Raw genomic sequence first — 18,495 nt, forward strand, 5'->3', positions numbered from 1 at the left:
TCCCCGACCGCCTTCGACCCTACCTCTCCGGAGCCCTTCGGGTGACATCGAGCAGGTCCGTACGAGTACGGATGTCCCGCACCGGTTCGCCGGAATAGAGCCGCAGGGACCTTGGGCCCGGCCACTGTCCGTGACCGGGCCCAAGATTTTCAACAAACTGTCAACGCCTCAGTGCGGCAAGGGCCTTGCCCATGAGCGCGTTGCGTACCGCCTGGCCTGGGACGTGCTCCAGACCGAAGCCCACGAGCACGCTGTCACGCGTGGTGACCGCCGCGTAGGGCTTGTAGAGCTCGCCGGTCCTGGACCAATCGCCCGTGATGTTGGGACTTCCGGCCGGTGGCGCTGACACGGCCCATACACCGAGGGAGGACTCGAAGCCCTCAGTCTCGGTGACATTGCCGCCGACCACCACCTGGGCGTTGTCCACAAAGGCGCCGCGCAGTCCGAACGAGGGGTCGGTGACATTGCTGATCGACACCTCGAGCTTCTTGCCCGCGTACGCCGCGAGGTCGAAGGCCACCGGCTTCCAGCCGTCGGAGGCGCCCGTGAAGCTGTGCCACGCCCCGCTCGTGCCGCCGGCGGTGCAGGTGGTGCCGCTGCGGGTCAGATAGCTCGCCAGGAACGGGTGCTCCTTGAGGAAGAACCCGGCCCCGCACTCCTCGGGCACGGTCTGCGAGGTGTTCCCGTTCTTGTCGGCCAGCGTGGTCCAGTCGCTGCCGCCGGCCGTACGGGCTTCCAGCAGGACGTGGTCGTAGCCGGGCTCGACGTTCCAGTTCATGACGAACCGCAGCTCGGGCACCTGGGCCGCGGTGACCCCGGTCAGGTCGATGGTCCGGGTGAGCCGCTGCCAGTCGCGGTCCGCGTGCACCGAGGAGGCCATGCCGGAGCCCTCGTACGGCGCGTACGGGTTGGCCACGCCGGGATACGCACCGGCCTGCGCGCTCTTGAACAGCGGGAACTCGTCCGCCGGCAGCGTGTCCGAGGTGACGGTGTAGCGGCCGGCGCTGTCGAGCGGGTTGCCTTCGGCCCCGGCGATCGGGGTGTCGACGCCGGCGAGGGCGCCGTCGCCGTCGAAGGTGGTGGCCCCGGGCGCCGCCAGACGCTCGTACGCCCCGAGGTAGTACTGCCCGAAGTCGTTGGAGTTCGCGCGTCCGATCCGGACGTTCCCGCCCGCGCGCTCACCGGCGACGATCACCTTGCCGCCCTCGTTCAGGTACGAGCGGAGGGCGAGGGTGGTGGGACCGCCGGGCGCCGGGTCGCCGGTGTAGTGCACGACCGTGCCGAAGTGCGCGAGGACGGCCAGCGGGTGCGGGGCGCCCTGCGTGGCCACGTCCCAGACGACGGCGCTGCGGCCGTTGGCCTTGAGCGCGTCCACGTACTTCTGCGCGTGCTTCTGCGCGGCGCCTTCCTCGGCGAGGACGAGCGTGGAGGCACGGGGCCGCTCGGCCACGGTGTACGTGAAGTGCTCGCTGGAGACGCGCTGGCCCTTCTTCGTCCGTCCCGTGTACCAGACCTCGACCTTGTCGCCCGGTTCCGCGTCCTCGATCTCGGCGCGGTACTCGTCGAAGTAGTGGTTGTCCTCGCCGCCGAAGCGTTCGCCGCCGCGCCAGGACTCCAGGTCCTCATCGTGCGTACGGCCGCCGTTGACGCGGTAGTTGAGCTCCTTGTCGCGCACCGACTTGCGGACGGTGACACGGACTTCCTGGTCCTCGCCGCGTGCGTACGAGGTGGCGAACGGGTCGACCGTGAAGTCCGGCGCCTCGATGCCCACCGGCGAGGAGGGCTGGTCGGGGTGCATCGCGGTCTCGGCCACGGCGAGCGCGAACGGGATGTTCTTGGCGAACTCGTCCTGGATCAGCTTCTCGTCGTCCGGGAAGGTGAAGACCGACTCGCAGTCCTCGGAGTTCCAGGGGTCGTTCGGGTCCAGCTCGGAGATGGTCTGGCAGGTGGACATCTCCGGCGTGAACATCGCGATGCCGTTGACGTTGCCTGCGTGGCCGTCGGCCTCGCCGTTGGTGGTGTACAGCTCGGAGGAGAGCTGCGGGCGGTAGCCGGGCACCGCGGGGTTCTCCGGCGTACCGGCAAGTGCCTTGTAGAGCACGTCGTCCGGGGTCGGCGTGGCGACCTGCCAGCCGACTCCGTAGAGGATCAGCTCGGCGGCGGAGTGGTAGTTGATGCCGTACGTGAAGCCGATCCGCTTCTGGAAGCGGTCGATGGCGACCGTCTCGGGCTCCGAGTTGGGACCGGAGCCGCGGTAGGTCTCGCTGGAGACGTCGGGGGACGAACCCTCGTTGTCGTAGCCCCACTTGTAGGCGAAGTTGCGGTTGAGGTCGACGCCGTCGGCGGCGGTGTGCTTGCCGTCCTTGTCGTTGTCCCGCATGTTCTTGCGCCACTGCCGGTCGCCGTCGGCGGCGTGCGTGTAGTCGTAGCCGTCCGGGTTGGCGGAGAGGACGAACCACAGCTCGGTGTTGTCGACGATCTTGGTGATCCTCGGGTCCTTGCCGTAGTTGTCGAGATAGTGGTGCATGAGGCGGCGGGTCATCTCGGGGGTGATCCACTCGCGCGCGTGCTGGTTGGACAGGTAGAGCGTGGAGGGCTTGGCGCCGTCGCGGACCTTGTCGGCACCCTTGCTGATCTTGATCGCGAGGATGTCCTGGCCCTTGACGCTCTTCCCGATCGAGACGACCTTCGTCAGGCTGTCGTGCGCCTGACCGGTCTTGACGATCTCCTCCTTGAGCCCGCCCTTGCCGCTGTACGGGCGGAACACCCCGTCCCCCGCGGCCTCGAGCTTCTTCAGGGCCTGGGCCGAGACCTTGTGCTCCTTCATCTCGATGCCCTGCTCGCGGAGCTGCCCGGCCTGCTGGTCGGTCAGATAGAGCTCGACGCTCGCGGTGCCCTTCTGCGGCGCCTGCTCGGCCAGTTCGTGCCCGTCCTGACCGGCCTGGAGAAGGAGCGGCACCTGCTCCTTGGTGACTTCGGCGCGGAACACCTTCACGGCGTCCGCTGCGGCGGGGTCGTCGGCCGCGGGCCCCTTGGCCTGGGCCAGTGGCGCGGCGAGTAATCCGCCCGCCAGGAGTGCGGCGGCGGTGAGCACCGCGTTCGCTCTTCGTCTCATGAGCCCCCCTTGCGGTTGTCCGGCACATTTGTGCGCGGATGCCAGGCTCATGACACTCCATGATCATGTCAATACGGCGGTACGAAGGAGGGGTGCGAGGGACTCGGCCCTCGCACCCCTGTGCCCTGCGTGTGTCCTACGGGACCTCAGCCCGCCAGGTTGTCCGCCATCTCCTCGGTGAGGTTGGACTCCGTGCCCGGGATGCCCAGGTCCTGGGCCCGCTTGTCGGCCATCGCGAGCAGGCGGCGGATGCGGCCCGCGACCGCGTCCTTCGTCAGCGGCGGGTCGGCGAGCGCGCCCAGCTCCTCCAGGGAGGCCTGCTTGTGCTCCATGCGCAGCCGGCCGGCCGCGGCGAGGTGCTCGGGCACCTCGTCCTGGAGGATCTCCAGGGCCCGCTGCACGCGCGCACCGGCCGCGACCGCGGCACGGGCCGAGCGGCGCAGGTTGGCGTCGTCGAAGTTGGCGAGGCGGTTGGCGGTGGCGCGGACCTCGCGGCGCATCCGCCGCTCCTCCCAGGCCAGCACCGACTCGTGCGCACCCAGGCGCGTCAACAGCGCGCCGATCGCGTCACCGTCACGGACGACCACGCGGTCCACGCCGCGCACCTCGCGGGCCTTCGCCGCGATCGAGAGGCGACGGGCCGCGCCGACGAGGGCGAGGGCCGCCTCCGGGCCGGGGCAGGTCACCTCGAGGGACGAGGAGCGGCCCGGCTCGGTGAGCGAGCCGTGCGCGAGGAACGCCCCGCGCCACGCGGCCTCGGCGTCACAGGTCGCGCCCGAGACCACCTGCGGCGGCAGGCCGCGGATGGGCCGGCCGCGGCCGTCGACCAGGCCGGTCTGGCGCGCCAGCTGGTCGCCGCCCGCGACGACCCGTACGACATAACGCGAACCGCGGCGCAGACCGCCCGCGGCCATCACCATCAGCTCCGAGCTGTGCCCGAAGATCTCCAGGATGTCCTTCTTGAGCCGGCGCGCGGCCATCGCCGTGTCCAGCTCCGCCTCGATCACAATGCGGCCGCTCACCAGGTGCAGCCCGCCGGCGAACCGAAGAATCGCCGAGACCTCTGCCTTCCTGCAGCAGGTCCGGGTGACGGGAAGCCGGGAGATTTCGTCCTTCACCGCTGCCGTCATCGCCATGGGCCGATCCTTCCATGCATCCGAAAAATACGGTCGTACGCGGCGGCCAACAGCACCGGATCGTGCTTGGCGGAGCTGTCGGGCGACGCGACCGGCGCCAGCTCGACCTCGGCACCCAGACGCTTGGCAGCGTCGTTGAGAGACTCCGGGTCGGGCACGGCGGCCTGGTCGGCCAGCACCACGTCCAGGGCGAGTTTAGGGGCGTGTCGGGCCAAAACCTCCAAATGACGCTGCGGGGAGAAGCCTTCGGTTTCACCGGGTTGCGGCGCGAGGTTCAGCGAGAGGACACGCCGGGCCTTGGTCTCGACGAGTGCGTCGAGCAGGTCGGGTACGAGGAGATGCGGGATCACGGAGGAGAACCAGGAGCCCGGTCCGAGCACCACCCAGTCCGCGTCGAGCACCGCGGCGACCGCCTCGGGGACGGCCGGCGGGTCGTGCGGGACCAGGTGCACGGACTGCACCTCGCCCGGCGTCAGCGCGACCGTGGCCTGTCCCCGTACGAGATCGACATCGTCCGGACGTTCGACCTCGTGGCCCTTCACCAGGGCCTGGAGCTCCAGGGGCACGGCGGACATCGGCAGGACGCGGCCGTGGGCGCCGAGCAGCTTGCCGACCAGGTCGAGGGCCTGGACGTGGTCGCCCAGCTGTTCCCACAGGGCGACGATCAGCAGGTTGCCCACGGCGTGGTCGTGCAGCTCGCCCTGGGACTGGAAGCGGTGCTGGATGACACGGGACCAGGTCTGGCCCCAGTCGTCGTCGCCGCACAGGGCCGCGAGCGCCTTGCGCAGATCGCCGGGGGGCAGCACGCCGAGCTCGTCGCGCAGCCGGCCGCTGGAGCCGCCGTCGTCGGCGACGGTGACCACGGCGGTGAGGTCACCGGTGATCCGGCGCAGGGCGGCCAGCGAGGCGGACAGGCCCATGCCGCCGCCGAGCGCCACGACCTTGGGCTGGGCGCCCCGCTTGCGGCTCAGCCGGTTCAGACGCCCCAGGCGGGGAGTCGGCCTCACTCTCGCCCCATGTCCCGGTGGACGACGACGGTCTCCACACCCTCGGCCGCCAGGCGCGCGGCCAGCTTCTCGGACATCGCGACGGAGCGGTGCTTGCCGCCGGTGCAGCCGACCGCGATGGTCACGTAGCGCTTGCCCTCGCGGCGGTAGCCCGCCGCGATCAGCTGGAGCAGCTCGGCGTAGCGGTCGAGGAACTCCTTGGCGCCGGGCTGGTTGAACACATAGCCCGACACCTCCTCGTTGAGGCCGGTGAAGGGGCGCAGCTCCGGGACCCAGTGCGGGTTGGGCAGGAAGCGGCAGTCCACGACCAGGTCGGCGTCGACGGGCAGGCCGTACTTGTAGCCGAAGGACATGACGGTGGCGCGCAGCTCCGGCTCGTCGTCGCCGGCGAACTGGGCGTCCATCTTGGCGCGCAGCTCGTGCACATTGAGGCTGGAGGTGTCGATCACCAGGTCCGCGTCGCCGCGCAGCTCGCGCAGCAGCTCGCGCTCGGCGGCGATGCCGTCCACGATCCGGCCGTCGCCCTGGAGCGGGTGCGGGCGGCGCACGGACTCGAAGCGGCGCACCAGGGCCTCGTCGGAGGACTCAAGGAAGACGATGCGGCGCGTGACCTGCTTCGCCTCCAGGTCCGCGAGGGACTGGCGGAGGTTGTCGAAGAAGCGCCGGCCGCGCACGTCGACGACGACGGCGATCCGCGCGACATTGCCCTGCGAGCGGGCGCCGAGCTCCACCATGGTGGGGATCAGGGCGGGCGGCAGGTTGTCGACCACGAACCAGCCGAGGTCCTCCAGACACTTGGCCGCGGTGGAGCGGCCCGCGCCCGACATGCCCGAGATGATCACCAGCTCGGGGATGGCCGCCTCGGCTGCCTCTCCGGCTTCGATCGTGGTGCCCGTGTTGCCCGTACTCACCTGTGCTCCATCGTCGTGCTCGGTCATCTGTCCTGCCCCCGTCGGTCGTTTTTCCGGCCCGTGGTGCGCCGTCTCATTCCATGATCTCTCCGGTCGCGGTGTTCACCGCGGGCGCGGCGGGCTCCGCCTGGGCGAAGGCCGCCACGATGGTCTCGGCGGTCTTGCGGCCTATGCCGGGAACTTCACAGATCTGGTCAATTGTGGCGGACCGCAGCCGCTTCACCGAACCGAAGTGCTTGATGAGCGCCTGCTTACGCGTCTCACCCAGGCCCGGCACGGCGTCGAGCGGGCTGGAGCGGATCTTCTTGTTGCGCTTGCTGCGCTGGTACCGGATCGCGAAACGGTGCGCCTCGTCCCGTACCCGCTGGAGAAGATAGAGCCCTTCGCTGGAGCGCGGGAGGACCACCGGGTCGTCCTCGTCCGGCAGCCAGACCTCCTCCAGGCGCTTGGCCAGGCCGCAGACGGCGACATCGTCGATGCCCAGCTCGTCCATGGCCCGCTTGGCGGCGGCGACCTGCGGCTGTCCGCCGTCGACCACGACGAGCTGCGGCGGGTACGCGAACTTCTTGGGGCGGCCGTCCTCCTCGGTGAGCTCCGCGGGGGCGGCGCCGCTCTCGTCGGGCGCCCACTCCCCCGTGCGCTCCTTCTCGGCGAGGTAGCGCTTGAAGCGGCGGGTGATCACCTCGTGCATCGAGCGGACGTCGTCCTGGCCCTCGAAGCCCTTGATCTGGAAGCGCCGGTACTCGCTCTTGCGCGCGAGCCCGTCCTCGAAGACCACCATCGAGGCCACGACGTCCTCGCCCTGCAGATGGGAGATGTCGAAGCACTCGATACGGAGCGGGGCGCTGTCGAGGTCGAGGGCGGCGGCGATCTCCTCAAGCGCCCGGGAGCGGGTGGTCAGATCGGAGGCGCGCTTGGTCTTGTGCAGGACGAGGGACTGCTGGGCATTGCGCTGCACGGTCTCCATGAGGGCGCGCTTGTCGCCGCGCTGCGGGATGCGCAGCGAGACATTGGCCCCGCGCTTCCCGGTCAGCCAGGCCGTCACGGCCGCCGTGTCCTCGGGCAGGGCCGGGACCAGCACCTCCTTCGGCACGGCGTCGCCGCTCTCCTCGCCGTACAGCTGCTGGAGCGCGTGCTCGACGAGGTCCGCGCTGGTGACGGCCTCCACCTTGTCGGTGACCCAGCCGCGCTGGCCGCGCACGCGTCCGCCGCGTACGTGGAAGATCTGCACGGCGGCTTCCAGCTCGTCCTCGGCCAGGGCGATGAGGTCGGCGTCGGTGGCGTCGGCGAGGACGACCGCGCTCTTCTCCATCGCGCGGCGCAGGGCCTCGATGTCGTCGCGCAGGCGCGCCGCCCGCTCGTACTCCATCTCCTCGGCCGCCTGCTGCATGTCCTTCTCCAGGCGGCGGATGTACGCGCCCGTGCGGCCGGCCATGAAGTCGCAGAAGTCCTCGGCCAGTTCGCGATGGTCCTCGGCGTCGACGCGGCCGACGCAGGGGGCCGAGCACTTGCCGATGTAGCCGAGGAGGCAGGGGCGGCCGGTGCGGGCCGCATTCTTGAAGACCCCCGCCGAGCAGGTGCGGACGGGGAAGACCCGCAGCATCAGGTCGACCGTCTCGCGGATGGCCCAGGCGTGCGCGTACGGGCCGAAGTAGCGCACGCCCTTCTTCTTGGCGCCGCGCATGACCTGGACCCGCGGGAACTCCTCGTCGAGCGTGACCGCGAGATACGGGTAGCTCTTGTCGTCGCGGTACTTGACGTTGAACCGCGGGTCGAACTCCTTGATCCAGCTGTACTCCAGCTGGAGCGCCTCGACCTCGGTGGCCACGACGGTCCACTCGACGGAGGCGGCGGTGGTCACCATCGAGGCCGTCCGCGGGTGCAGGCTCACGAGGGGCTGGAAGTAGTTGGCGAGGCGCTGGCGCAGCGACTTCGCCTTGCCGACGTAGATCACCCGGCGGTGCTCGTCGCGGAACTTGTAGACCCCCGGCGAGTCGGGGATCTGTCCCGGCTTGGGGCGGTAGCTGGAGGGGTCGGCCATGGGATCCACCCTACTGGCGGCCACCGACAGCCCGGGCCGTGATCGCGGCCATGGACCGTGCCTGGCCACAGGTGGTCCGGCGGCGGGTCCGGCGGCCGGCCGGGGCTAGCGGGATTCCAGGAACGTGAGGACCGCGAGGACCCTGCGGTGGTCGTCCGTGGCCTCGGGGAGGCGGAGCTTGCTCATGATCGAGCGGACGTGCTTCTCGACCGTGCCCTCCGTGACCCAAAGGCGCCGCCCGATACCGGCGTTGGACCGCCCCTCGGCCATCAGCTCGAGCACCTCGCGTTCGCGGCTGCTCAGGAGCGCCAGCGGATCGTCGCGGCGCTGGGCGGCGACCAGCTCCTGCACCAGGGAGGGGTCGACGACCGAGCCTCCCTTGGAGATCCGGTCGAGGGTCTCCAGGAACTCGTCCACGTCCGTGATCCGGCTCTTGAGGAGATAGCCGATGCGCTGTCCGCCGGCGAGCAGCGCGAGGGCGTCCTCGACCTCCACGTACGCGGAGAGCACGAGGATGCCGGTGAGCGGGAACTTCTCGCGGATCACCGAGGCGGCTCTGAGGCCCTCCGTCGAGTGCTCGGGCGGCATCCTGATGTCGACCACCGCGAGCTCGGGCCGGTGCTCGTCCACGAGGGCGAGCAGCGCCTCGCCGTCGCCGGCCTGGCCCACGACCGCGTATCCCACCCGTTCGCACAGGCTCGCGAGGCCCTCGCGGAGCAGGACGTCGTCGTCGGCGAGGACGATCCGCCCCCTCGGTGCGTGCGGTGCCGTTCCCATGGCCAGTCCCTCCGTCGGGCGGTCCCCTCCGTCGGCTGTGTGCACCGGACCGCCCGGGGACAGCCTGCCCGACCAGGGGCTCTTCCTGCTAGCCGGAAGAACCAGGAGGTGCTGGCGGTAACGGACCATGGGGGCGTCCCTGAAAGGGAGTTGGGGGGTGGCGGTGAGGACACGGCGGGCCGCCGCGGCGATGCTGAAGCCCTCGGGAGAAACCCGGAACGTACGGGTCGATGAGGCGGTACCAATGCGGCAGTCACGGATCGAGCGCAGTCGGCGGTGGTCGACCCGTGACTGCTCCGCCGCGCGAGGCGGAGACCAGCCCGACGATGGGCCGCAGCCGCGCATCGACCCGCGGGACCCCGACATCGTCCGCGCGAAGCGGATCCAGCGCGCCGCACGGGCGCGCACCTCGACCGGACGGCGCCCCGGTCCGTCCGGCTGACCGCCCCCGGCGAACGCATCTTTCCGAGTCCAAGGCCCCCCACTTGGCCCCCTCGCGTTCGCCGGGCGGTCGGCATCGCTGTGCTGAGCGGGCTCAGCCGGTCGATGCACCTGCGGCGCCTACGCGTTGGTACGGGGATCGGAGCTCGAGACCGGAGGCCCGGCGTCCGCGTCCGGTTTCTCCATGCGCGGCGCCGGCAGCCGTACACACAGCGAAGTGCCGTTTCCCAGTTGGCTGTTGACGTGCAGTGTGCCGCCGATCGCCTCGACGCGGTCGGCCAGGCCCACGAGGCCCGAGCCGCGGGCCGGTTCCGCGCCGCCCACCCCGTCGTCGGAGATGGCCAGTTCCACGGCCTCCTCGGCCCGCACGACCTGCACCGACACATGAGTGGCGCGGGCGTGCTTCGCGGTGTTGGCGAGGGCCTCGGAGACGACGTAGTACGCGGCGACCTCGACGGGTTCGGGCAGCCTGGCGCGCGGGATGCGCAGATCGAGCTCCACGGGCACGGACGAGCGGCGGGCCAGGGCGCGCAGGGCCGGGCCGAGCCCGCCCTTGGACAGGATCGCCGGGTGGATGCCGCGCGAGAGCCGCTGCAACTCGTCGAAGGCGTCCTGCAGCCCGTGCCCGATGTGGACCAGGAGGCCCAGCAGCTCGCCAGAGCCCTCGGGGGCCAGCGCCTCGGCGTTGCGCAGTTCCAGCTGCAGCGAGACGAGGCGCTGCTGCACCCCGTCGTGCAGATCGCGTTCGATGCGGCGGCGCGAGGCGTCCGACGCGGCCACGACACGGGCGCGTGAGGCGGCGAGCTGGGCGCGGCTGTCGGCGTTGGCGATGGCGCTCACGATCAGTTCGGTGAACGCGGCGAGCCGCTTCTCGGTGCCGGGCGGCAGCTCATGCCCTTCGGGAGCGGCCGCGACGACGGCTCCCCACAGCCGGCCCTCCACCACGATGGGGGTGCCCGCCGCGCCGGCCCTGCTGACCGGTTCGCCCGAGCGCGCCACCTCGGCCACGGCGGGTTCGCCGGCCAGGGTGCGCGATCCGGCGCCCGCGTCGCCGAGCACCGTGACGCCGCCGTCGGCCTCGTACCGTACGACCGCCGCCGACGGCGTCTCGAGCAGCAGCCCGACCTCGCAGGCCACCTCGCCGAACAGCCGCTGCGGGGGCACGCCTTGGGCGACGAGGGTGGCCACGCGGCGCAGTGCGCTCTGCTCGGCCTGCACCCTGCGCCGCTCGGTGACGTCGCGGGCGGCCGCGTGGATGAGTCCCTTGCCGGGCACGGGACGTGCGTTCCACTGCAGCCAGCAGGAGGTGCCGTCGGCGCGCAGATAGCGGTTCTCGAAGCGCAGGACCTCATAGCCCTCCGTGAGCCGGGTCAGCACCGCGCGCGTGCTGTCGCGGTCCTCCACGTGGACGAAGTCCATGAACGGCCGGCCGAGCAGCTCTTCGGAGGAGCGGCCGATGACCTCCTCGAAGGCGGGGTTGACCCGCCGGAAGTACCCCTCCAGGTCGGCGATACACATCAGGTCAGCGGAGAGCGTGAACAGGTTGTCGACCTCGTGCTCGGCCTCCTTGCGGCGCCCGTGCAGGTTGGCGAAGGAGGCCATGGTGCCGTTCAGGCCGTCGAGCAGCCGCGCCCACTCGCCCTGGAACTCGGCCGGGTCCGCACGGTGGTCGAGCCGATCCGCGTCGATGGCGTCCGTCATCTCACGCACCTGCGCGGTCAGCCGCTCGACGGTGCCCCGCAGCTGCCGGAAGACCTCCGCCACACTGCCGATCTCGTCGCGGCCGTGGTGGCGTATGTCGTACGAGAGGTCGCCGGCCGCCAACGCCTTTGCGCCGTGGGCGACTTCGGCCAGCGGCCGGCTGATGGAGCGGCGCAGCGCGAGGGCGAACGCGGTGACGACGGCGACCAGGACGAGGAAGAGCACCAGGTCGCGCCAGGCACGGGCCTCGGCGGTGCGCACGCCCTCGGCGGCGGAGGCGCGCAGCTCGTCCTCGGCGGCGCGGGTCACCGTGCGCAGGCCGTCCATACGGGTCGAGGCCGCCTCGGCCCAGCGCTCCGGGGTGGGATACGGGCCCGGGCCCGCCTGCGCGAGCTGCTCGCGCACCTCCACGACGAAGGCGGACTCGGGGCGTGAAAGGACGTCGGAGAGCCGGGACTTGAGGGGGGCGGACGCGGTGCGCCGGAAGGTGTCCAGGCGGGCCCCCTCCAGGGCGGGCCAGCGGCTCGCCGTCGTGGAGCCGCGGCCCGGCGTCGCGGCGAACAGGATGACCAGCTCCGAGCGCTCGGCGCCGGCGGCCTCGGTGGCCTGGATCATCGAGAGGTGGGCGTCGGCCACGCCGCGGGAGGACTCACCGGGCTCACGTGACTCGACGACGGCCACCAGGTCCACGACGTCGAGGACCACGGCGCCGAAGCGGGCGGCGACATGGTCGACCGTGATCGCCCCCGTGTCGTGGGCCTTGCGCAGGTCGCCGAGGTCCCGCTCGATGGTGTCGAGCCGGGTGGTGAAACGTCCCTCCTCGGCTGCCCTGCGGTCGGCTTCGGCGAGTGCGGCCGTGGTCGTACGACGGGCTTCGGCGAGCCGCTGTCCGGCTTCGGCACTGGGCCGCAGCGTGTCGAACATGCTGGCGAGGCGCTCCTGGGCGAGGGCGTCCGCGAGGGCTCCGGCGGCGAAGGAGACCCGCGTCGACCGGTCGAAGGCACGCAGCCGGTCCGCCTCGCGCCACTGCCCCGCGACGGAGACGACGGTGAGGGTGAGCAGGACCCCCACGGGCAGCAGGGCGAGGAGCAGCAGTTTCGTGCCGACGTGGAGGCGGGCGAAGACGGGAGTGGAGGGCTTGCGGGGAGCCCGGGTCGTACGGCGGACGGGGGCCGTACGGTCTCCGCTCGACCTCACCCACCACTTGCGCAGTCCCATTGCGCACCCCCGGCCACTCGGCCCTCCGCGCGCCGCCGACGGATGGCGCCGTTTCGGGCAGGGCTCATGGTAGCGGCGCATGCACGCAGTGGTGCCGGGAAGCGGAGGGCCGAGGGGAAGCAGCAACGCGGCGCGCGGTCAAGGCGGTTGGCGCGCCGGCGGCAAGGTTTCCCGCTAGCAGGAAGGCGGCCGGGCCCATGCCATTGGCACGCTGGGCACATGGCGATGCGCTGTCTCCTCGTGGACGACAACGCCCGCTTCCTCGAGGTCGCGAAGGCGCTGCTCGAGCGGGGCGGTGCGAGCGTGGTCGCTCTCGCCGGTTCGAGCACCGAGGCGCTCGCACACGCCAGGGAGCTGCGACCTGATGTCGCGCTGCTCGACATCGACCTCGACGGGGAGAGCGGTTTCGACGTCGCCGAGCTCCTGGCCGGCATCGTGCCCCACCTGATCATGATCTCGACGCACGCCCAGGAGGACTTCGAGGAGCTCATCGCGGAGAGCCCGGTCCTCGGGCTGCTGCCGAAGTCACGCCTGTCGGCGGAGGCGGTGGGCGAGATGGTGGGGGCGCGGGACTGACGGGGTGGGCGGCCGCGAGGCGGGCGATCTGTGCCGGTATCGTCGACCGGGTCAGTCGTCCCTCCTGAGCTGTGGAGACTCCATGCCCGGCAAGGCCCCCGCCCGTCGCACCGTCCTCAAGGGCGCCGCCCTCGCGGGAACGGCCGGGCTCGGTGCCGCGGCCTGCTCCACGGAGTCCGACCTCGGCCACGCGGAGAACCCCACCCCGACCGCCCCGGTCGACCTCGGTGCCGCCTCGGCCGTCCCGGCGGGCAGCTCCAAGCTCTTCCGCGAACAACGGCTCCTGGTGACCTGCGCCGAGGACGGCACGTACACCGCACTCAGCGCGCAGTGCACCCACGCCGGCTGTGTGCTCGACAAGATCGAGGGCGACGAGGCCAACTGCCCGTGCCACGGCAGCCGCTTCAGCGTCACCAACGGTGCCGCCGTCAAGGGCCCCGCCTCCGTGCCGCTGCCGAAGGTCCCGGTCCGCGTCGAGAACGGCAAGCTGATCGCCGGGCCGAAGGCCTGACTTGGGCGCCCCGGAGCCTGACTTGGGCCCGGAGGCCTGACTCGGGCCGGGCGGCCTGACGTGGGCCCGGAGGCCTGACGTGGAGGCCTGAGCCAGCCCACCTGACAGGCGGCTTGACGGTCAGTAAGGCGTCGGGCGCGCGTCGAGATAGGCGCGCAGCCGGTCGGTGTCCTGCGCGGTCCACCCCTCGGGCGGCAGCACGGCCGCCCATCCGTCCACGGATCCGGTGCCGTAGCGGTGGCCGTGCGGGGCCTCCACTCCGTACGAGACCGCCATGTCGACCGTGGTCTGCCAGAAGGTCACGAACGGGAACCAGTTGATCTCCGGCGTGATGTCGGGGCCGAGGGGCTCCTTCAGCCACTCCGGCCGCTCGAACAGCAGGTCAGGGGTCCACCAGACGATCGCGTCGGACGCGTTCTGCAGGACGACGGCACGCGGCCTGCCCCACTCGGATGCCGGCCGCGCGAGGTCCTCCACGGGGAACTGGGCGAAGCGCACATTGCGTCCGCCCTCGAACTCGGGCCGCCAGACGGGACTCCCCTCGTCCCTGCGGTCGCGCAGCTCACCGGCGATGGGCGAGAAGTTGGGGACGCCGAGGAGCAGGGCGGCGTCGGTACCGGCGAGCAGCTTGTCGACCGTTCCGTACGAGTCCTCGATGGCGTATCCACCCAGGCTCTCGCCCGTGACGGCCAGCTTGGGGCGCCGGTCGGCGGGCAGCTTGTCGAGCTCGGTGCGCACGGCGTCGACCAGGGCGCGGGTGGACTTGCCGGCCTTCTCCTTGTCGACGAGGAAGGACACCCAGCTGGGCAGGTACGAGTACTGCACCGCCACGGTGGCCGTGTCCCCGCCGTACATGTACTCCAGGCTCTGCACGACGTTGGCGTCGATCCAGCCGGAGCCGGTGGTGCCGGCGACCGTCAGGACCTTGCGGTCGAACGCCCCCGTCCGCTTGAGCTCACGGACCGCCAGCCGGGCCTGGGCCGCGAAGGGTTCGTCCTCCTGGAAGGCCTCGGGTGCGGTGGAGCTGATGTAGACGCGCACGGGGTCCTTGGCGGGCTTGCCCGTGAACTCCGTGATCTGGTCCTTGCTCAGGACCGAGCCGGTGAAGTTCCGCCCCTGGAAGCCGAGTTCGTCCCACTCCATCTCGGAGCCGGGGCCGCCGGAGACCAGCCGTGACGTCGGTTGGTGGATGCCGTCCTTGGTGCCGCCGTTGGTGGCCTTGGCGATGCGGTCGGCGACGTCGATGACGCCTCGTTCGAAGACGACGTCCTGGAGGGCCGTGGACACCACGATCCCGCTGACCAGGAGACCGATGCCGACGGCGACGGGTCGGGGCAGCGCACGGCCGAGCCACTGGATGAACGTGCTGGAGCCGAGCCGGACGGCCCGGGCCGCCATGAGCAGGAGCAGCCAGAGGGCGACGGCGATCAGGCCGATCATCGGCGTGTGCCAGGTGAGCGACGGCGGCAGCCCCTGGAGTTGCCGCAACTGCCGCTGCATGTGGGCGCTTTCGGAGATCAGCCAGCCGGCCAGGATCGGGCTGAGGATCCAGTACGCGAGCCAGCAGCGTGCGCGGGCCCGCTCACTGGGCCGCCACTTGACGAGCCAGCGGAACAAGGAGCTGAGCACGCTTCCCACCGCATAGCCGATGGCGGCGGTGATCCCTCCGATGACGCCCTGGAGGAACCAGGGCCGGGGCACGAGGGACGGGGTGAGCGACAGCCAGAAGAAGACGGTGGCGACGCAGGTGGCGAAGAGGTCGGGCCAGCGCCGGACGAGATAGCTCTCCGAGGGCCGCTCCCAGTAGGGCTGCGCGAGAACCCGCTTGCCCAGATTTTTCACCTTTTGCCCCGTGAGATGCATGGGGCAACTGTAGGTGGTGGGGCGGTCCCCCGCCCCACCACCTCCGCGGGCTCAGCTCTTGCGGGTCCGCGTCGCCTTCTTGGCGGGCGCGGCCTTCTTCGCGGACGCCTTCCCGGTCGCGGCCGAACCCGCCTTGGCGGACACGGCCTTCTTCGCCGGCGCCTTGGCCGCCGCGACCGTCTTCTTCGCCGCCGTCTTGCGTGCGGGCTTACGCGCCCCCGGCACCCCGGCGTCGCTGATCCGCTCGGCTTCGAGGATGTCCCGCAGGAACTTGCCGGTGTGGCTGGCCGGGACGCCGGCCACCTGCTCCGGCGTGCCCTCGGCGATCACCAGACCACCGCCGGAGCCGCCCTCGGGACCCATGTCGACCAGCCAGTCGGCGGTCTTGATGACGTCGAGGTTGTGCTCGATGACGATGACCGTGTTGCCCTTGTCGACCAGGCCCGAGAGCACCTTGATCAACTTGCTGATGTCCTCGAAGTGCAGACCGGTGGTCGGCTCGTCGAGCACGTACACCGTCCGGCCGGTGGAGCGCTTCTGCAGCTCGGAGGCGAGCTTCACGCGCTGTGCCTCACCACCGGAGAGCGTGGGCGCCGACTGCCCCAACCGGACGTATCCGAGGCCGACTTCGTTGAGCGTCTTGAGGTGACGGGCGATCGTCGGGACGGCCTCGAAGAAGTCCAGGGCCTCTTCGATCGGCATGTCGAGGACCTCGGCGATGGACTTGCCCTTGTAGTGGACCTCCAGCGTCTCGCGGTTGTACCGCGCTCCGTGGCAGACCTCGCACGGGACGTACACGTCCGGCAGGAAGTTCATCTCGATCTTGATGGTGCCGTCACCCGAGCAGTTCTCGCAGCGGCCACCCTTGACGTTGAACGAGAAGCGCCCGGGCAGATAGCCGCGCACCTTCGCCTCGGTGGTCTCCGCGAACAGCTTGCGGATGTTGTCGAAGACACCGGTGTACGTGGCCGGGTTGGACCGCGGGGTACGGCCGATCGGCGACTGGTCCACGTGCACGACCTTGTCGACGAGGTCGTCGCCCTCGACGCGGGTGTGCCGGCCGGGCACCGAACGCGCACCGTTCAGCTCGCGCGCCAGGTGCGTGTACAGGATGTCGTTGACCAGCGTGGACTTGCCGGAGCCGGAGACTCCGGTGACCGCCGTGAGCACCCCGAGCGGGAACGCCACGTCGATGTCCTGGAGGTTGTTCTCACGCGCGCCGTGCACCACCAGCTGCCGCCCGGGGTCCACGGGACGGCGAATGTCCGGCACCGGGATGGACTTCTTGCCCGAGAGGTACTTGCCGGTCATCGACTCGGCGTTGGAGAGCAGCTCGGCCAGCGGGCCGCTGTGCACGACCTTGCCGCCGTGCTCACCGGCGCCGGGGCCGATGTCCACCACCCAGTCGGCCACCTTGATGGTGTCCTCGTCGTGCTCGACGACGATCAGCGTGTTGCCCATGTCGCGCAGGCGGACCAGCGTCTCGATGAGCCGGTGGTTGTCCCGCTGGTGCAGGCCGATGGACGGCTCGTCGAGCACGTAGAGCACACCGACCAGACCCGAACCGATCTGCGTGGCCAGGCGGATGCGCTGGGCCTCACCGCCGGAGAGGGTGCCGGCGGCACGGTTGAGCGAGAGGTAGTCGAGGCCGACGTCGACGAGGAAGCGCAGCCGCTCGTTGACCTCCTTGAGCACCCGCTCGGCGATCTTCTTGTCCCGCGCATTGAGCTTCAGCTTGCTCAGGAACTCGGCGCAGTCGGCGATCGACATCGCGGAGACCTCGGCGATGGACTTCTCCATCACGGTGACCGCGAGCACGATCGGCTTGAGGCGCGTGCCCTGACAGGTGGGGCAGGGCACCTCGCGCATGTAGCCCTCGAAGCGCTCGCGGCTCGCGTCGCTCTCGGCCTCGGAGTGCCGGCGCTTGACGAAGGGCACCGCGCCCTCGAAGGGCGTGGTGTAGCTGCGCTCGCGCCCGTAGCGGTTGCGGTAGCGCACCTGGATCTGCGTCTTGTGCCCGTACAGGATCGCCTTCTTGGCGCGCTGCGGCAGCGCCGCGAACGGAGTGTCCGTGCTGAAGCTCAGCGCGTCGGCGAGCGCGCCGTAGAGGCGGCCGAAGTACTCCTTGTTGTGCCCGTGCGACCACGGGTGGATGGCGCCCTCGTCGAGCGACTTGTCCTCGTCGGGCACGATCAGCTCGGGGTCCACCTCCATCCGCGTACCGATGCCGGTGCAGTCGGGGCAGGCGCCGAACGGCGAGTTGAACGAGAAGGAGCGCGGCTCCAGCTCCTCGAACGACAGGTCGTCGTACGGGCAGTAGAGGTGCTCCGAGTACATCCGCTCGCGCTCGGGGTCGTCCTCGGGCAGGTCGACGAAGTCGAGCACGACCATGCCGCCGGACAGGCCGAGCGCGGTCTCGACGGAGTCGGTGAGCCGGCGCTTGGCGGAGTCCTTCACGGTGAGGCGGTCGACGACCACCTCGATGGTGTGCTTCTCCTGCTTCTTGAGCGTGGGCGGCTCGGAGAGCTGGATGGTCTCGCCGTCCACGCGCGCCCGGCTGTAGCCCTTGGTCTGCAGGTCGGCGAAGAGGTCGACGAACTCGCCCTTGCGCTCGCGCACCAGCGGCGAGAGCACCTGGAAGCGGCTGCCCTCGGGCAGCTCGAGGACCTTGTCCACGATGGCCTGCGGCGACTGGCGCGTGATGGGCCGGCCGCACTCGGGGCAGTGCGGCTTGCCGATGCGCGCGAAGAGCAGCCGCAGGTAGTCGTAGACCTCGGTGATGGTGCCGACCGTCGAGCGCGGGTTGCGCGAGGTCGACTTCTGGTCGATGGAGACCGCCGGGGACAGGCCTTCGATGAAGTCCACGTCGGGCTTGTCCATCTGGCCGAGGAACTGCCGGGCATACGACGACAGCGACTCGACGTACCGGCGCTGCCCCTCGGCGAAGATCGTGTCGAAGGCGAGCGAGGACTTGCCCGAGCCGGACAGGCCGGTGAACACGATGAGGGAGTCACGCGGGAGGTCGAGCGAGACGTTCTTCAGGTTGTGCTCGCGCGCGCCACGGACGATGAGACGGTCGGCCACGCCGGTCCGCACCTTTCTTGATGGGAGAGCGGGGGCAGGGCCCCGCTTCTCAGAGTACGAGGGCCGCCACAGCAATGGACTGCTTCTGCTGAGACAGCCGGACGGTGCTGAAGG

General features: G+C 70.8%; 11 protein-coding genes. 2 read left to right on the plus strand and 9 right to left on the minus strand.

Annotated features, from left to right (window positions below):
• Nucleotides 1–160: 160 nt before the first annotated feature.
• From BLT97_RS27335 to BLT97_RS27365, 7 genes are all read right to left on the minus strand, one after another.
• Complete coding sequence (locus BLT97_RS27335; protein WP_093614768.1) at nucleotides 161–3,115, minus strand: M14 family metallopeptidase; 2,955 nt, start codon at nucleotides 3,113–3,115, stop codon at nucleotides 161–163.
• 146 nt (nucleotides 3,116–3,261) lie between these two features.
• Nucleotides 3,262–4,251 (minus strand): DNA-binding protein WhiA, encoded by a 990-nt coding sequence (gene whiA, locus BLT97_RS27340; protein WP_093614770.1) that lies wholly within the window; start codon nucleotides 4,249–4,251, stop codon nucleotides 3,262–3,264.
• A complete protein-coding gene (locus BLT97_RS27345; protein ID WP_245769567.1) occupies nucleotides 4,242–5,258 on the minus strand; it encodes a gluconeogenesis factor YvcK family protein in 1,017 nt (338 codons plus the stop codon). The genes whiA and BLT97_RS27345 overlap by 10 nt, the downstream gene beginning before the upstream one ends.
• Nucleotides 5,255–6,196: an RNase adapter RapZ gene (gene rapZ, locus BLT97_RS27350; RefSeq protein WP_093614774.1), complete on the minus strand. Its 942-nt coding sequence runs from the start codon at nucleotides 6,194–6,196 to the stop codon at nucleotides 5,255–5,257. Before rapZ ends, BLT97_RS27345 begins: the two co-directional genes overlap by 4 nt.
• Nucleotides 6,197–6,242: 46 nt before the next feature.
• Nucleotides 6,243–8,210, minus strand: a complete 1,968-nt coding sequence (gene uvrC / locus BLT97_RS27355; protein WP_093614776.1) for an excinuclease ABC subunit UvrC — start codon at nucleotides 8,208–8,210, stop codon at nucleotides 6,243–6,245.
• A 105-nt stretch (nucleotides 8,211–8,315) separates the two neighbouring features.
• Nucleotides 8,316–8,987 carry a response regulator gene (locus BLT97_RS27360; protein ID WP_093614778.1) on the minus strand — a complete coding sequence of 224 codons (672 nt, stop codon included), beginning with the start codon at nucleotides 8,985–8,987 and terminating at the stop codon, nucleotides 8,316–8,318.
• 561 nt (nucleotides 8,988–9,548) lie between these two features.
• Nucleotides 9,549–12,347, minus strand: coding sequence for a nitrate- and nitrite sensing domain-containing protein (locus tag BLT97_RS27365; protein WP_093614780.1), 2,799 nt, complete (start codon nucleotides 12,345–12,347; stop codon nucleotides 9,549–9,551).
• Between the two features lie 219 nt (nucleotides 12,348–12,566).
• Between BLT97_RS27365 and BLT97_RS27370 the strand changes: the two genes are divergently transcribed.
• Both BLT97_RS27370 and BLT97_RS27375 read left to right on the plus strand, forming a co-directional pair.
• Complete coding sequence (locus BLT97_RS27370) at nucleotides 12,567–12,923, plus strand: LytR/AlgR family response regulator transcription factor (protein WP_093614782.1); 357 nt, start codon at nucleotides 12,567–12,569, stop codon at nucleotides 12,921–12,923.
• An 82-nt stretch (nucleotides 12,924–13,005) separates the two neighbouring features.
• The gene (locus tag BLT97_RS27375) at nucleotides 13,006–13,434 is read left to right on the plus strand and encodes a Rieske (2Fe-2S) protein (RefSeq protein WP_093614784.1); all 429 of its coding nucleotides are present in this window, start codon (nucleotides 13,006–13,008) and stop codon (nucleotides 13,432–13,434) included.
• A gap of 120 nt (nucleotides 13,435–13,554) precedes the next feature.
• On the opposite strand, the gene BLT97_RS27380 is transcribed toward BLT97_RS27375, so the two are convergent.
• Both BLT97_RS27380 and uvrA read right to left on the minus strand, forming a co-directional pair.
• Nucleotides 13,555–15,297: an alpha/beta hydrolase gene (locus BLT97_RS27380; protein WP_093614786.1), complete on the minus strand. Its 1,743-nt coding sequence runs from the start codon at nucleotides 15,295–15,297 to the stop codon at nucleotides 13,555–13,557.
• Nucleotides 15,298–15,348: 51 nt separating this feature from the next.
• Nucleotides 15,349–18,381, minus strand: a complete 3,033-nt coding sequence (gene uvrA / locus BLT97_RS27385) for an excinuclease ABC subunit UvrA (protein WP_093614788.1) — start codon at nucleotides 18,379–18,381, stop codon at nucleotides 15,349–15,351.
• Nucleotides 18,382–18,495 lie beyond the last annotated feature (114 nt).

The sequence above is a fragment of the Streptomyces indicus genome (genome assembly GCF_900100315.1).
Lineage (GTDB): Bacteria > Actinomycetota > Actinomycetes > Streptomycetales > Streptomycetaceae > Streptomyces > Streptomyces indicus.

What these genes read in the sequence shown, in the direction of transcription:
- BLT97_RS27335 (WP_093614768.1), bottom strand. Translation starts at nt 3,115, where the DNA reads ATGAGACGAAGAGCGAACGCGGTGCTCACCGCCGCCGCACTCCTGGCG.
- whiA (WP_093614770.1), bottom strand. Translation starts at nt 4,251, where the DNA reads ATGGCGATGACGGCAGCGGTGAAGGACGAAATCTCCCGGCTTCCCGTC.
- rapZ (WP_093614774.1), bottom strand. Translation starts at nt 6,196, where the DNA reads ATGACCGAGCACGACGATGGAGCACAGGTGAGTACGGGCAACACGGGC.
- uvrC (WP_093614776.1), bottom strand. Translation starts at nt 8,210, where the DNA reads ATGGCCGACCCCTCCAGCTACCGCCCCAAGCCGGGACAGATCCCCGAC.
- BLT97_RS27360 (WP_093614778.1), bottom strand. Translation starts at nt 8,987, where the DNA reads ATGGGAACGGCACCGCACGCACCGAGGGGGCGGATCGTCCTCGCCGAC.
- BLT97_RS27365 (WP_093614780.1), bottom strand. Translation starts at nt 12,347, where the DNA reads ATGGGACTGCGCAAGTGGTGGGTGAGGTCGAGCGGAGACCGTACGGCC.
- BLT97_RS27370 (WP_093614782.1), top strand. Translation starts at nt 12,567, where the DNA reads ATGGCGATGCGCTGTCTCCTCGTGGACGACAACGCCCGCTTCCTCGAG.
- BLT97_RS27375 (WP_093614784.1), top strand. Translation starts at nt 13,006, where the DNA reads ATGCCCGGCAAGGCCCCCGCCCGTCGCACCGTCCTCAAGGGCGCCGCC.
- BLT97_RS27380 (WP_093614786.1), bottom strand. Translation starts at nt 15,297, where the DNA reads ATGCATCTCACGGGGCAAAAGGTGAAAAATCTGGGCAAGCGGGTTCTC.